The sequence below is a fragment of the Ktedonobacter robiniae genome, assembly GCF_016587375.1.
In the GTDB taxonomy this organism is placed as follows: Bacteria; Chloroflexota; Ktedonobacteria; order Ktedonobacterales; family Ktedonobacteraceae; genus Ktedonobacter; species Ktedonobacter robiniae.
This window is the reverse complement of sequence record NZ_BNJG01000003.1, coordinates 1,525,934-1,539,785: the sequence shown is the minus strand read 5'-3', so window position 1 is coordinate 1,539,785 and position 13,852 is coordinate 1,525,934. Positions and strand designations below refer to the sequence as shown.

Sequence of the window (13,852 nt, the reverse complement as noted above, 5' to 3'; positions counted from 1 at the left end):
TCACAAAGGAGAGATCCTATGAGCATACCTCGTCCAGAATACCCTCGCCCTCAATTTGTCCGTTCTGAGTGGCTTAACCTCAATGGTGAATGGCAGTTTGAGATCGACGCCGGTGATAGCGGCCTTGAGCGCGGATTGGTGCAGCGTGAACTACAAAATCGCATCCTCGTTCCCTTCTGCCCCGAGTCCGAACTCTCTGGCATCGGCAACACCGATTTCATGCCTGCAGTCTGGTATCGCCGTACCCTAACCATTCCCAGTTCCTGGGGTGAGCAACGCGTGTTACTCCACTTCCAGGCCGTTGATTACGATACCACTGTCTGGGTCAATGGTACCGAGGTAGCTCGTCATCGCGGCGGCTTCACGCCCTTTAGTTGTGAGATCCCCTCTGGGCTGGCTGGTAGTGATGTGACTATTGTTGTGCGTGCGCGTGATACCGCGCAGCCTCCCCAGCCACGCGGCAAGCAGTCCCAACGCTATGAAAACTACTCCTGCCTATACACACGCACAACCGGCATCTGGCAGACGGTCTGGCTGGAGCCAGTCCCCGCCGTCTCGCTCAAGCGCCCACGCATTACTCCCGATGTGGCGCATGGCTGCTTCCACCTGACCCAGCCTCTGAGCGCCCTGGGCACGGGTTTAACCCTGCGCGTACGCCTGAAAGATAGCGCGGGCGAGGTCTGCACCGTGAGTGTGCCCGCCGACCGTGATTTCTCTCCCAAGGTGACGCTGCCTATTCCCGAGGAGCGCCTCCACTACTGGTCCACACAGTCTCCCTATCTCTATGACCTGGAGATCGAACTTCTCAACGGAGAGACGACTGTTGATTCCGCGACCAGCTACGCAGGTCTGCGCAGCGTGACCATCGATGGCAAGGCCGTCAAGATCAATGGCCAGACCGTTTTCCAGCGCCTGGTGCTCGACCAGGGCTACTATCCCGATGGTATCATGACCGCACCCAGCGATGAGGCCCTGGTCCATGACATCAAGCTCGGCCTGGCCGCTGGCTTTAATGGAGCGCGCCTCCACCAGAAGGTCTTTGAGGAGCGCTTCCTCTACCATGCGGATCGCCTGGGCTACCTGGTCTGGGGCGAGTTCCCCGATTGGGGCTGCGGTGGGTATGGACGCGAGAATGATCACCAGCAGCCTGGCACGACCTATGTTACCCAGTGGCTAGAAGCGATTGAACGCGACTACTCTCACCCCTCGATCGTGGGTTGGTGCCCCCTGAATGAGACTTGGCAGGTCCTCTCTGACCGCACCACCGTGCTCGATGACGTTACCCGCGCGATGTTCCTGGCCACCAAGGCCCTGGATAGCACGCGCCCGGTCCTTGACGCCTCTGGCTACAGCCACCGCGTTCCCGAGACTGACATCTACGATAGCCATGACTACGAGCAGGACCCAGCCAAATTCGCAGCCAATCACGCTGGAACCGGGGAGAATAAGCCCTTCATTAACCGCCACCGCGAGCAAGAGATCTCCGTCCCATATCGCAACCAGCCGTACTTTGTCAGCGAGTTCGGTGGCATCTGGTGGAACCCTGAGGTTAAGCCAGGCAAAGATAGCTGGGGCTATGGTGCCGCGCCCAGGTCCCTCGACGAGTTCTATGACCGCTTCAAGGGCCTCTGCGACGTCCTCCTGGATGATGCCGCGATGTTCGGTTACTGCTACACTCAGCTCACCGACGTCTACCTGGAGCAGAACGGCATCTATACCTTTGACCGTAAAGAGAAGTTCGATATGGAGCGCATTCGCGACGTCCAGACGCGCATCGCTGCCATTGAGAAAATCTAAAGAGGTGAATAAGCGACAGGGGAGGTTGCGGGCAACGCCCGCAACCTCCCCTGTCGCTTATTCACCTCTTTGTAACTTATAATTATACGTAGCGGCAGCAGGCTTAATATTCATAGGAGGAAGACATGGACGATCAGGAAGCGATGCGCCTGGCCATTGCTCACGCGCACTCGGTTGAGGGACGTACAGCACCACGCCCACCCGTAGGGGCCGTGGTGGTGCGCGATGGCGTCGTCGTAGGGCAGGGAGCAACCTCGCCCCCTTACGGACCCCACGCCGAGGTACACGCCCTCAACAAAGCGGGCGAACTGGCACGAGGGGCCGACCTCTATGTCACACTTGAGCCATGCTGCGTCACGATTCACACGCCACCCTGTACCAGGGCCATCCTGGCCGCTGGCATTCGGCGCGTCATCGTCAGCTCACTCGATCCCAATCCCCTGGTCAGCGGACAGGGCCTGGCGCAGTTGCGCGAGGCTGGGATCGAGGTGGCAGTAGGCGTCGGGGCCGAGGAGACAGATGAGATCATCCGCCCTTTCGCCACCTTTATACGCCAGCAGCGCCCCTATGTGACCGCCAAATGGGCCATGACCCTCGATGGCAAGATCTCGACCCACAGTAGCGATGCCTACTGGATCAGTGGACCAGCGGCCCGGCGTTGGGTTCATAACCTGCGTGACCGCGTGGACGCTATCCTGGTCGGCTCTGGCACGGTCCGCGCCGACGATCCTCTGCTAACAGTACGCCTCACGGACGAGGAGCGCCTCTATGCACGCGCTCCCCGTCAGGGGCCTTTGCGCGTCGTCCTGGCCTCCCAGGGGGCGCTACCAGCGCAGAGCAAGCTGCTCCAGCCTGGCCTGGCGAGCGGTACATGCATTATCGTGGGAGAAGACTGCCCGGTAGAGCAACAACAACGGCTACGCGACACTGGCGTCGAGGTCATTCAGGTAGCCAGCAACAAAACCGGCCAGTTGGATCTCACATCGACCCTCTCCGCCCTGGCCCAAAAGGGCGTGATGCATGTGCTCATCGAGGGCGGCAACAGCACGTTGGGCAGCGCCTTCGACCAGCAGCGTATTGACCATGTCGCGGCCTTCATTGCCCCCAAGCTTGTTGGAGGCGAGGCCGCACTCTCGCCCCTTGGAGGAAAAGGACTCGCCGTCATGCGCGAGGCTCTACAACTCCAACAAGTACACATACAGACCATCGGCGAAGACGTTCTGATCGAAGGCGAACTCTCCTACGGAATATAGTAATGCGGCCCTGGTCGTCTCCAACGATCAGGGCCGCATTATTACAAAACTCCTACGGAAACTTCTGCACAAAAAGCGAAGCGTTCACAAAGGAAGGCTGCTGCCCATCCTGAGGAAATTGCAGGTATACCTGGCTATCCGCGCGGTTTTGCAGCGTAAGGAAGCTATTGGCTGGCAGAACCACAAGCGCCAGGCCAGTATTCTGCTGATACTGATCGCCGGAAACGTAGGTCGCCCCCACAATCTCGCTCGTTCCATTAAGGAAGACACTAAACTGGTTGGGACCAAAGCCGGATACCGAGAACTGAATCAAGTAGAGTCCAGCACTTGCAATAGCAATCTTCTCCGGGCTGGTCGTCGTACTATGCGCAATACCCGCCGTCAACAGGCCAGTGTTGTTGAAGACAATCGCGCCCCGCACAGCAACAATCTGTGGTCCCGTATTAAAGACATAGCCTGCAGCTCCAGTAACCATCGGAGGCGGAGGCGGAGGTGGAGTCGTCTGGGACACGGGTGGTGGCGATGAGGGGGTCTGAGGCAAAGACGCTGCCAGGTGTTGGCTCTGTGGTTTTGTCTGTGAACCAGGATATCCACCCGGTCCCGATTGCGGAGAACCAGGATGACCATTGGGGCCTGGCTGTTGTCCAGGGTTGCCATTCGGGTACTGCTGGCCAGGTCCCGGTTGTTGACCAGGGTATCCACTCTGGCCTGGCTGCCCGGGATACCCATTAGGTCCTGGCTGTCCAGGGTACCCTCCCGGTTGCGGAGAACCAGGATACTGCTGTTGCCCGGGATAGCCGGGATAGCCATTAGGGGCTGGCTGTCCGGGATAACCTCCTGGTCCTGGCTGTGGATAGCCAGGATAACCATTCGGGCCTTGTTGCCCGGGATAGCCAGGATAACCTCCTGGTCCCTGAGGTCCTGGATACCCTCCTGGTTGTGGATACCCAGGAGAGCCATTTGGCCACTGAGGACCTGGATAACCCCAGGGGCCTGGATACCAACCAGGTCCTTGCGGCCCGGGATAGCCCCAGGGGCCACGGTAGGGTCCTGGATACCCTCCCGGCCCCGGTCTTGGGCCAGGATATCTGCCGGGTCCCTGAGGTCCTGGATACCCATTATGACCTGGAAAATTAGGATAGCCGGGATAGCCATTAGGGGCTGGAGAATTGGGCTGAGTGTTCGTATTTTGCGGACTATACCCATTGCCAGGCGACTGCCCCGGCTCAGGATGCCCACCCGATGCCTGGGGGAAAATGGTCATGATAAAATCTTCTTCATTTGTGGCTACATCCTGGTCAAATGATTCGCTCAATGCATCTTCCACTCTTCCACCACCTTCATCCAGAAGAAGAGAGTCGCAATAGGGAGAAACAATAGTTAGAATGTATTGTTACTCTCTTCTCACAACGCATACTCTTTTATATGAAAAGAAGTATTACAACTTCTATTTATAGTATGTACTTCCTCTTACCAAATTGCAAGCTTTCGTAACAATATTTGTGTAAATGGATATGGAGTAGTGTGATGCAGGTTGGTGGCCGAAGGTCGCCAACCTGCATCACACTACTCAGACGAGCGCCGCAGGCGCGAGAAGTTATGTGGCAACCCTCAAGCCCTTGCAAGAGGCATCTGCGCCAGCAAACTAACTCTATACTGCTCAGCCAGTGGCATCAGGGGAAAGCGCTCCTCTTTAATCTGGGTCAAGAGCGCGTTGGCCTCATTCCAGGCCAGGTTATACTCATCATCCGAAATAACGCCCTGCTCCAGGGCCTCGTCCAATTCATCAACATCTATCAATTCAATCTTGTCGCCTGGGAGAAAGATGATATCCAGGTACAGATCTTCGTACCACAATACCCCCTGCTCATCTATAAATGTACGTTTGCAGATGTCGACATACCACTGCACGGCCTCACCTTGCGCATTAAACATGACTGTGGCTGCATGCCTGGCACTCTGTGGAAAGATCTGTAACCAGGAGTAGCCATCATCTACTATGCAGATACTCTGCCCGGCATAGGGTACCCATAGTGGCTCTCGCACCTCATCAAAATAGATCAGGCTCACATGCCCCTGGAAAGCCTCTGTCTCGCTTGCTTGTAACGCAAACCGATGTTTGCGGATACGCTTCCAGCCATCGCCTCTATCTGCGCGCTTCCGTTTCATTGCTTTCCTCCCGCTTGTTTTTTAAAGCACAGCATATCACAATTTCCTGTATAGTCGTGCACACGCATCTAGCAGGCAGAGGCTCTGGACTAGAATTATCAACATCTACGTGATATTGTTACACAGTGCGCAACTTTTACTTTCAGTCACGTCTAGCCCGAGATCACGCTGGGTACGCCTGCACGGATTGGGCCGCTTTCCCCTGAGGGACGCGCAAGCACCTTGCCACCCACTCCATGCATTGACGAACATTATCCAATCGGGCAGGCATAATATCAAAGAGATAAATAAATTTTCAAAAAAGCAGGTGGGCCACTATGGAGACCAGCACGCAAATAGGCCAGATAATAGGAAACTATCGAATTACCGAAAGGATCAGTGGCGGCTCTTTTGGGAGCGTCTATAGAGCAGAGCATATCCATCTCAAAAGAAGAATAGTAGCCATCAAACTCCTGCACACACATCTAGAATCTTCTACTGAACAAAAATACTTTACGCAAGAGGCCCACTTTCTTGCTCAGCTTGAGCACCCACATATTTTGCCCTTGCTCGACTTTGGCTTTAGCGAGAGCCAGCCATATCTGATCACCCGTTATGCTCCTGGCGGTTCCTTGCGCTATCTCCTCAGGCAACAGAAGCAGCTCCTTCCCCTTACCCAGGCACTTTCACTCCTGCAACAAATAGGGCAAGCGTTGCAATATGCCCACGATCAACAAATCATTCACCGAGATCTTAAACCAGAAAATATTCTTTTTAATGAGCGCAAGGAGGCTCTGCTCGCCGATTTTGGCATTGCTATTATGCTCTCAACGGTCAATAGTAAGCATATAGCAGACATTAGCGGTACACCTGCCTACATGGCTCCAGAACAATTTCAAAGTGTCATTAGTAAACAGAGCGATCAATACGCTCTCGCTTGCATCGCTTACGAGCTGCTCACTGGACACGTGCCATTTACCGCACCTGGTATCTTTGCCCTGGGTTTTCAACACCTGACGGCAACTCCTGTACCTCTGCGCGAACACAATCAGCAAATACCCCCGGCAACAGAAACAGCTATTTTACAAGCGCTGGCGAAGCAACGTGCTGACCGTTACCCAAATATTTCGGCCTTTCTCGCTGCTCTATGCGAGCCCTTTGTGCAATCGACTATTCGACAATCTACAGCAATACACCTTCCTATAACTGGAACAATTGAACATTCCTTTCAAGGAAGACAAACTGCCAGGGAAACAAAGCAACAGTGGATAGACGAGGGCAAAAATTTCCTTGAAGTAAAGCGTTACGAAGAGGCACTGGCTGCCTTTGAACAGGCGATAGCTCTCGATCCTCATGACGCTGTCGCTTTTAATGGCAAAGGGGATGCCTTCTACCTCCTTCAGCGCTATGAGGAGGCGCTCGCGGCCTTTGAGCAAGCCATGGCCTTTGATTCTGATAATACCTATGCATATGCCAGCAAAGGGGATGCTCTAAGAAATCTTCAACGCTATGAAGAAGCTCTCAACGCCTATGAACAGGCCATCGCCCTTAATCCTACATCTGACTATGTCTTTAATGGCAAAGGACTTGCCCTGAGAAACCTTCAGAGATATGAAGAGGCTCTTGATGCCTATGACAAGGCTCTCGCGCTCGATCCTGATGCTGCTATTGTTTATGCCAACAAAGGGGTGGCATTAGAATGTCTTCAAAGGCATGAAGAGGCTCTGATTAATTACAATCAGGCTATCACCCTCGATCCTACCTATGCCATTGCTTATATCAATAAAGGGGATATCTTAAGCAATTTTCAGCGCTATGAAGAGGCTCTAGTGGCTTATAACCAGGCCATTGCTCTCGATCCAAACGATCCTGCTGCTTATACAGGCAAGGGGCTTGCGCTAGAACAGCTCCAGCGCACAAAGAGGCTGTAGTCATCTAGAAGCGATCCTTGCCACCTTATCAACATACAAACAAGGAGTATCTACCTGTATGCCTCAACTTACATTTATCTATTGCCCACACTGTGCAACAGCCCTAATCGAGAAAGAGATACATGATGTTCGCCGCCTCTTCTGCCCAGAGTGCCAGTATGTCCACTATCCACAGCCAAAGTTAGTCGCGTTAGTGGTAATCGAATACGAGGAAAAGCTATTGCTTCTCAAGCGCAATATAGAGCCAGCAAGAGGGCTATGGAACTTTTGTGGAGGTTATATAGAGCTTGGTGAGACAGTTCAGGAGGCGGTCATTCGAGAAGCGAAGGAAGAAGCCAATATTGATATTCAGTTAGACAAGTTGATTGGTATTTATGGTGGAGAGGAAGGCTCGAACGTCGTGGCTGCATTTCACGCGCAACTGCCTGGTAATCAGATCAGCCATTTAGCCATCCAGGCTGAAGAGGTAAGCGAATTTGCTTTCTTTGCCTGGGAAGAGCTCCCACCCCTCGCCTTTCCCGTTCACTACCAGATCCTACGCGATTGGAAAGCCATTAAATTATAGAGATGCGCTACTGACGTATGCGCCTACGCTGGGGGCGTAAGCGCATACGTCAGTAGCGCATCTCCGCCTACGCGAGGATGGCGTCAATGCGCTGGAGCACCTCATCGCCGAGTTTCTCGACGAAGTCGATGGCCTGAACATTGTCCTCGACCTGCTCGGGACGGGTAGCGCCGATAATGGCACTACTTACGCCTGAGTTGCGCAGCACCCAGGCCAGTGCCAGTTGCGCGCGGCTGGCGCCAAGCTCGTCAGCAATCTCTTTGAGCTTGCGTACACGAGACACGTTGGCGTCGTTGAAGAAGCGATCGCGTACCCATGTCTCGCGGTGGAAGCGTGTACCTTCATCAATACCATTATCATACTTACCTGTCAGCATGCCCTGACCCAGGGGCGAGAAGGCAACCAGGCCAATGCCACGCGGCTCAATAATTGGCAGAATCTCGCGCTCAACGCGCTCGCGCTCGAGCATGGAATACTGTGGCTGCTCGACAACTGGTGCATAGAGGTTGTAGCGTTCGCAAAGTTGATAGACCTCGGCGATCTGTGAACCTTCCCACATAGAGGTTCCCCAGTAGAGCACCTTACCCTGGTGAATCAGGTCGTCCATGGCACGCGCCGTCTCCAGTAGCGGAGTCTCTGGATCTGGGCGATGGCAGAAGTAGATATCGATGTAGTCCGTACCAATGCGCTTCAGGCTCTTTTCCACACTTTCCATGATATGTTTGCGCGAGAGCCCCCGATCATTCACATCATTGCTCATGGGCCAGAAAACCTTCGAGGCAATTACCAGGGTATGACGTGGGAAATCACGCAGAACCGCTCCCATCTCCTTCTCCGCCTCACCACGACCATAAACATCCGCGATATCAAAATAGTTGATGCCCTTCTCATACGCCGTGCGGATAACCTGCTGTGCCGCCTCCTGAGCTGTTTTCCCCTCACCGTAGTTGATCCAACCACCCAATGCCACGCTGCTCACTTTTGTACCCGTGTTACCAAGACGACGATACTGCATATATCTAAGCTCCTTCTGTTTTTTTTCATGGCTGTATAAATTGTTCTGCCATGAAAAAACACGTCGGTAACTCAGATTTATTCCCAGGAGGAGCCATTAATCAACGCGGAGTTGCTTAAGCACCTGGCATTGCTGGTGTTTATCACATAGAAAGCGCAAGGCATAGGCAAAGAGCGCCACAAAAAACAGGCACAGAACTCGGCTCAAGCCTGAGTAAGAGAAGAGATAGACACTGCTAAACATGCGTCTACATCTGGATCATATGTAGATGCATGTTTAGCAGCGTTGGTCTCCCCCAATTTAATGCTAGGGCTTAAAGACGGCTCGTACGCAACCATCCTCCTTATGCTTGAATATAGCGTACCCAACCGGTGCCTCTTCCAGCGGGAAATGATGCGTTGCCAGGTAGGAGGGATCGAGCTGGCCCTTCTGTACATAGTCCAGCAAGCGTGGCACGTACTTTTGTCCGTGCTGTTGCGCGCTACGTACCGTCAGCCCCTTATTCATAATGACCCCAATAGGAAACTTATCCATCAGGCCATACACGCCGAGGATTGAGAGTGTTCCGCCCTTGCGACAAGCCATGATTGCCTGGCGTAGCGACTCACCCCGGTCCGTATGAAAACGCAGCGCCTGCTTGGCACGATCATATATATAATCTATCCCGGTTCCATGTGCCTCCATGCCCACAGCATCGATGCAGCCATCAGGACCACGCCCCCCAGTCATCTCCTTGAGCGCTTCGAGAACGCTATCTACCTCGGTATAGTTGATCGTTTCAGCGCCAGCCTTTTCCTTCGCCATCTGCAATCTCTCCGGGAAGCGGTCAATGCCAATGACACGCTCTGCCCCCAGGAGGTAGGCGCTCTGTATCGCCATAAGGCCTACACCACCACAGCCCCAGACCGCGATCGTATCTCCAGGCTGAATATTGCAGAAGTCCGCCCCCATAAAACCGGTCGGTACGGCGTCCGAGAGGAAGATGACCTGCTCATCACGTAAGCCCTCGGGCACACGGAAGCAGTCGTTGTCGGCATATGGCACTCGTATATACTGGGCGTGCGCGCCAGCATAGCCGCCAAAGGCGTGAGTATAACCGTAAATGCCAGCAGTTGGATAGCCCAACACGGGCTCTTGAAGCTCGGCGTTGGGATTCGTATTATCGCAGAGCGAGTAGAGGCCGTGCTGGCAATACCAGCAAGCGCCACAGACAATAAAGGAGGGTACAACCACGCGGTCACCCTTCTTTACTTTCTTCACCTCATGACCAATCTCCACCACCTCGCCCATAAACTCATGCCCGATGACATCGCCCTTACGCATTGTCGGAATGTAGCCATCAATGAAGTGCAAATCTGAGCCACAGGTGGTCGACATAGAGACCCTTAAAATGGCGTCGTGCGGATTAATAATCTCGGGATCGGGCACTGTCTCTACCTGGAGATCATTGACCCCATTCCAGCAGAGTGCTCGCATAGCTTTCTTCTCCTTAATGTGCGTAAGCGGTTGCGCGGGCCGCTGGATTGTGTTCAAGTGTTGGAATCTCACCCGTTTCGGCCAGGCTCTTAAAGCGCCTCAACGCTTTCTCCACGATCATATCTGGCATGATACCCAGAGTATGTATCACGCCGCTCCCAATTGAGCCGCCTGGCGTGTCAAAGCGAAAGCGCAGGGTCGCAACCGTTCCCCAGTCTGCGGGAGCAGGATGAAAACTAATCATTCCATCATTTGAGATTGGTGCGCCCTCAAGTGATTGCCAGCGTAAAAGCCGTCCCGGCTGGCTCTCCACGGTATGCGTCTCCCATTCCAGATGGCGCTCCAGGGGCAAACTCACGCGCCAGTGCATATAGTCGCCCGTCCCCTGGTAACCTCCACGCTATCTCCCATGATCTTTGAAAGCGTAGATGGATCGCTCCAGAGCCGATACAGCTCTTCAGCGGGTCGTTGAATGGTAATCGAACGCTCAAGCTCAGTGAGCCTGGCTTCTGCCTCTTTGAGCCTGTTCGCCGTATTGATCCCGAGTAGCTCATAGAGGTAGCTATGCCCGCTAAGGCCCCGGTAGAGCAGAGCCAGGCCTAGCACCCCTCCAACCCAGGAGCGGCGTACTATGCCACCCAAAACGAATGCCCCACCTAACCCTACAGATACTCTCCGCTCCCAGAGTTCTACGTTTACTTTACCCAGATCCATAATGTCTCCTTCTGTAACAGACACACTTATGCTCTATCTTCAGAAGAGACACGTATCATCATCACAGAATGATTACCTTTACGAATGTTTGAAGCACCTCGCCGCTGCGTACTCGCAGAGGTATGAAATGTGGCTGGAGATATGACTACACAATAGGCAGATAGCAATTCACCATTTGTCTTTGCTCTCAACTATGGCCCGGCTTCGGCGCTCACACTTCTCCCATGTTCGTATGTAATCCTCAGCCGAGCGGAAGAGGGGGACCAGGTCTTCATGCGTCAGGCCAACGTTCTTCAGGTCCTGGAGCAGATCTGGCAGCAGACCATAGTGCGCAACGCCATCCAGATTAATATCAAAGTCGCGCTCACCCGTATAACAGCGCTTGAGAGGAGGATTATCTCCCTCCATCTGCTCCCAGCGCCGCCAGATAGCTATTACCCTGGGGTACATCTCGTGGACTGGCTGTGGATCGCGCTCCGTCGTCCCCGGTTCCAGGCCCGTTTTCACCAGGAAGGCAACGCGTTGCTCCCACGGCTCATTCCCAGTGAGGAGGCCTGGCCGCTCTAATTGCACATCATCCAGGGCGAAGAAACCCTTCGCAAAGTGTACCGCTCGATTAAAATGGTTCAGAATATTCGGACTTTTCCAGGGATCACAGCCCGCTTTGTACAGGCCAATAGCCTGCCAGACATCGCGCTGTAAGCCATCATAGACATCGCCCTCAAGTACGCCTTCAAAGCGGTAGTGATGAGTATCAGCTAGAGACTCATCATAGCGCACGCCGTTCTCCTGCGCCTCGACCTGCTCTCTCCTCAAGGATCTGCGCCTGGAATCGCGCCCCATGCCCGGCACATCATAGTCCAGAAAGTAGCTCGCGTTCAGGCCAAAGCGCGGAGCGTTAAACTTGGCAAACCCATTAGTATCGGTGCCAAAGCCAACGCCACGTCCGCCCATTTTCTCGACGGCGTAGAGATACGCCTGCGCCCAGGACTTGGATGAGCCTGCGCAGTCTCCGCGCACCTTCCCCTGTAAACTGGGAATGACCTCGCCGACTTCGCGCACATCGGCCTGGCAGGCAAGTGGCCCTATGATACCTCCAAGTTTGGCGATACGCTCTATCTGCAAGGCTGTCTTCAGACCTTCGCTGGCACATTTCTGATTACAGGCGGTCTCTTCATTGCGCTTCAGAGCCAGTTCGCGAAAGCCTGTATGTCCTGCGACCACGGGATAGTCATACTGCTCCACCAGATCCAGTGTAGCTTCAACAGCTTTATGAGACATATGGTCAATCTCTATGAGCATCCCCAGGCTCATCATCTGGCATAATAAGAAGTGTCCCAGGTCAGTCAAACCCTTACCATTCATATGGCCCCCACTCACCTGGCGATAAGGCGGGTTGTAGCCCTGCGTCACACGCGCGATATCGATGGCCAGGCCCGGATCTTCCTGCAAGCGATACTCTATGCCATAGGCACTGCCATCCTCAACCGCGAAATAGTCTTTATGCAGATAATGATTGACCAGGCTAAAGAGGTCGTAATAGATCGCCGAACCTGAGAAGATATTATCCGCCATATGCACAGGAAAGAGGTGGCGTACGCCGAGATCATGATAAAGGTGCGCAAGATAGGCACTAATCTCCTCTTCCGTGGGCAGTTGCGGCTGCTTCCAGTTCCCCAGCGAGTCAACTTCTACACCAAGCACGATAGCCAGTTTGTTCTGGTGAATAATCCGCCGCGCCTCGGCGGGCGTATAGGCTATCTCCATCCAGTCATGATGCCGGGCCGCCAGTTCTTTCATGGCCTCGATCTGGCGCTCAACCACGCTTTTATCATCGTATGGCTCCTGCCCATTGTAGCTGTTCGCCAGCATCTCATTATTGACCGCGTGCGCGACCAGCAAGCGTAGACCACCATCAAAAGCGCGCCGTATCCAGTCGATATACATTTGCTGGTGCACAAGCGTGGTAAAGCGTGGCCAACCATCAAACTGGGGATAGCCACCAACCAGGTGCCCTACATTTATGCCATAACCAATCTGCTCAAAGAAGGACATCAAAATGCTGCTGCGGCGACCAGCGATGCCTGTACCGGCGATGCCATGAGCCTTCACACACTTCGCCATGGCCTCATCTACAGGGCCATCCGGCTGCCCCCAGAAGATAACACCCCCAAAGGCCAGGTGCGCCATCGGATGCGTATGCAGATCGGCGAAGCCCCACACAGGCGCATCGGGATCTATTTCGCCCGCCTCCGTCTCCAAGGTCAACGGAGCCTCAGCCGAGAAGCGCACATCAGCGACATTAATATGCCCGCTGATCGAGCTATCGCTTATACGCACACTGACCCACTCACCCACGAACTCCTGGGCATAGAAGACCACTCTCCGCATCATCTCATGGCCACGGCTCGTAGCTTGAAACACCTGGAAGAAGTCGCTGCTTTCTTTGGCTATATAAATTCTGGAATAGCTATTGCTCAGACGGGAACTATTACTCTCGCTGGCCTTGATCAGGAGAGAGATGCTACAGGTGTCTTTGACATCGCTACCACCAAGCAGGCAGGTAAACCAGGGAGAAGAGGCTTCGAGGATAAATGTCTCTGAAGTCAGGGTGCCCGTTAAATAATCCTCCGTGCTAATCCAGTACTCGCCCCGCTGACCCACGGGATATGGACCATCCCAGTAATCTCCGCCCAACGGCACAAGTTTGGGCTTAACCTGGCCCGCGCGAAAGCGGTCGCCACGCACTGGCTGCCCGCGAAAGGCCTCGCCCTCAGCGTGCCATCCCGACAGATCGCCTCCCGCGAAATCTAGCCTTAGCGCGGGCCTCTGCCTATCCTTATCTACTCCTGTGCTTGTGGAGCAAGCACAATTCCCCACCACAATTTGCTGCAAACACACCTCGCACCGCAACATATCCACAATACTATTCCTCCCACCACATCTACAATTC

Annotated in this window: 11 protein-coding genes; 4 read left to right on the top strand and 7 right to left on the bottom strand. The window is 54.1% G+C overall.

Features of this window, described 5'->3' with window-relative positions; genetic code table 11:
* Window positions 1–18 precede the first annotated feature (18 nt).
* Window positions 19–1,797, top strand: coding sequence for a glycoside hydrolase family 2 protein (locus JMJ04_RS39220; protein WP_201375794.1), 1,779 nt, complete (start codon window positions 19–21; stop codon window positions 1,795–1,797).
* A gap of 125 nt (window positions 1,798–1,922) precedes the next feature.
* Window positions 1,923–3,050 carry a bifunctional diaminohydroxyphosphoribosylaminopyrimidine deaminase/5-amino-6-(5-phosphoribosylamino)uracil reductase RibD gene (gene ribD / locus JMJ04_RS39215; protein WP_201375793.1) on the top strand — a complete coding sequence of 376 codons (1,128 nt, stop codon included), beginning with the start codon at window positions 1,923–1,925 and terminating at the stop codon, window positions 3,048–3,050.
* A gap of 52 nt (window positions 3,051–3,102) precedes the next feature.
* Here the strand turns inward: ribD and JMJ04_RS39210 are convergent, their stop codons facing one another.
* Window positions 3,103–4,377 carry a hypothetical protein gene (locus tag JMJ04_RS39210; RefSeq protein ID WP_201375792.1) on the bottom strand — a complete coding sequence of 425 codons (1,275 nt, stop codon included), beginning with the start codon at window positions 4,375–4,377 and terminating at the stop codon, window positions 3,103–3,105.
* 284 nt (window positions 4,378–4,661) lie between these two features.
* Complete coding sequence (locus tag JMJ04_RS39205) at window positions 4,662–5,219, bottom strand: ribonuclease FAU-1 family protein (RefSeq protein ID WP_201375791.1); 558 nt, start codon at window positions 5,217–5,219, stop codon at window positions 4,662–4,664.
* Window positions 5,220–5,536: 317 nt separating this feature from the next.
* On the opposite strand from JMJ04_RS39205, the gene JMJ04_RS39200 reads away from it, so the two are divergent.
* Together JMJ04_RS39200 and JMJ04_RS39195 are read left to right on the top strand one after the other, a co-directional pair.
* On the top strand, window positions 5,537–7,129 hold the full coding sequence (locus JMJ04_RS39200; RefSeq protein ID WP_201375790.1) for a protein kinase domain-containing protein: 1,593 nt from the start codon (window positions 5,537–5,539) through the stop codon (window positions 7,127–7,129).
* 58 nt (window positions 7,130–7,187) lie between these two features.
* Window positions 7,188–7,694, top strand: a complete 507-nt coding sequence (locus tag JMJ04_RS39195) for an NUDIX domain-containing protein (protein WP_201375789.1) — start codon at window positions 7,188–7,190, stop codon at window positions 7,692–7,694.
* Between the two features lie 67 nt (window positions 7,695–7,761).
* Here JMJ04_RS39195 and JMJ04_RS39190 read toward each other — a convergent pair whose 3' ends face one another.
* The 5 genes from JMJ04_RS39190 to JMJ04_RS39170 all read right to left on the bottom strand — a co-directional run bounded on the left by JMJ04_RS39190 (window position 7,762) and on the right by JMJ04_RS39170 (window position 13,815).
* Entirely contained in the window at window positions 7,762–8,709 is a 948-nt protein-coding gene (locus tag JMJ04_RS39190) for an aldo/keto reductase family protein (protein ID WP_201375788.1), read from the bottom strand.
* 306 nt (window positions 8,710–9,015) lie between these two features.
* Window positions 9,016–10,185, bottom strand: coding sequence for a zinc-dependent alcohol dehydrogenase (locus JMJ04_RS39185; RefSeq protein ID WP_201375787.1), 1,170 nt, complete (start codon window positions 10,183–10,185; stop codon window positions 9,016–9,018).
* A gap of 13 nt (window positions 10,186–10,198) precedes the next feature.
* Window positions 10,199–10,555: an SRPBCC family protein gene (locus JMJ04_RS39180; RefSeq protein WP_201375786.1), complete on the bottom strand. Its 357-nt coding sequence runs from the start codon at window positions 10,553–10,555 to the stop codon at window positions 10,199–10,201.
* Complete coding sequence (locus tag JMJ04_RS39175) at window positions 10,540–10,899, bottom strand: YgaP-like transmembrane domain (RefSeq protein WP_201375785.1); 360 nt, start codon at window positions 10,897–10,899, stop codon at window positions 10,540–10,542. Before JMJ04_RS39175 ends, JMJ04_RS39180 begins: the two co-directional genes overlap by 16 nt.
* Before the next feature lie 168 nt (window positions 10,900–11,067).
* On the bottom strand, window positions 11,068–13,815 hold the full coding sequence (locus JMJ04_RS39170; protein ID WP_236039000.1) for a membrane dipeptidase: 2,748 nt from the start codon (window positions 13,813–13,815) through the stop codon (window positions 11,068–11,070).
* Between the last annotated feature and the right edge of the window lie 37 nt (window positions 13,816–13,852).

Coding starts and splice junctions, on each gene's coding strand:
- JMJ04_RS39185 (WP_201375787.1), bottom strand. CDS start 10,185: ATGCGAGCACTCTGCTGGAATGGGGTCAATGATCTCCAGGTAGAGACA.
- JMJ04_RS39220 (WP_201375794.1), top strand. CDS start 19: ATGAGCATACCTCGTCCAGAATACCCTCGCCCTCAATTTGTCCGTTCT.
- ribD (WP_201375793.1), top strand. CDS start 1,923: ATGGACGATCAGGAAGCGATGCGCCTGGCCATTGCTCACGCGCACTCG.
- JMJ04_RS39180 (WP_201375786.1), bottom strand. CDS start 10,555: ATGCACTGGCGCGTGAGTTTGCCCCTGGAGCGCCATCTGGAATGGGAG.
- JMJ04_RS39175 (WP_201375785.1), bottom strand. CDS start 10,899: ATGGATCTGGGTAAAGTAAACGTAGAACTCTGGGAGCGGAGAGTATCT.
- JMJ04_RS39190 (WP_201375788.1), bottom strand. CDS start 8,709: ATGCAGTATCGTCGTCTTGGTAACACGGGTACAAAAGTGAGCAGCGTG.
- JMJ04_RS39200 (WP_201375790.1), top strand. CDS start 5,537: ATGGAGACCAGCACGCAAATAGGCCAGATAATAGGAAACTATCGAATT.
- JMJ04_RS39195 (WP_201375789.1), top strand. CDS start 7,188: ATGCCTCAACTTACATTTATCTATTGCCCACACTGTGCAACAGCCCTA.
- JMJ04_RS39205 (WP_201375791.1), bottom strand. CDS start 5,219: ATGAAACGGAAGCGCGCAGATAGAGGCGATGGCTGGAAGCGTATCCGC.
- JMJ04_RS39170 (WP_236039000.1), bottom strand. CDS start 13,815: ATGTTGCGGTGCGAGGTGTGTTTGCAGCAAATTGTGGTGGGGAATTGT.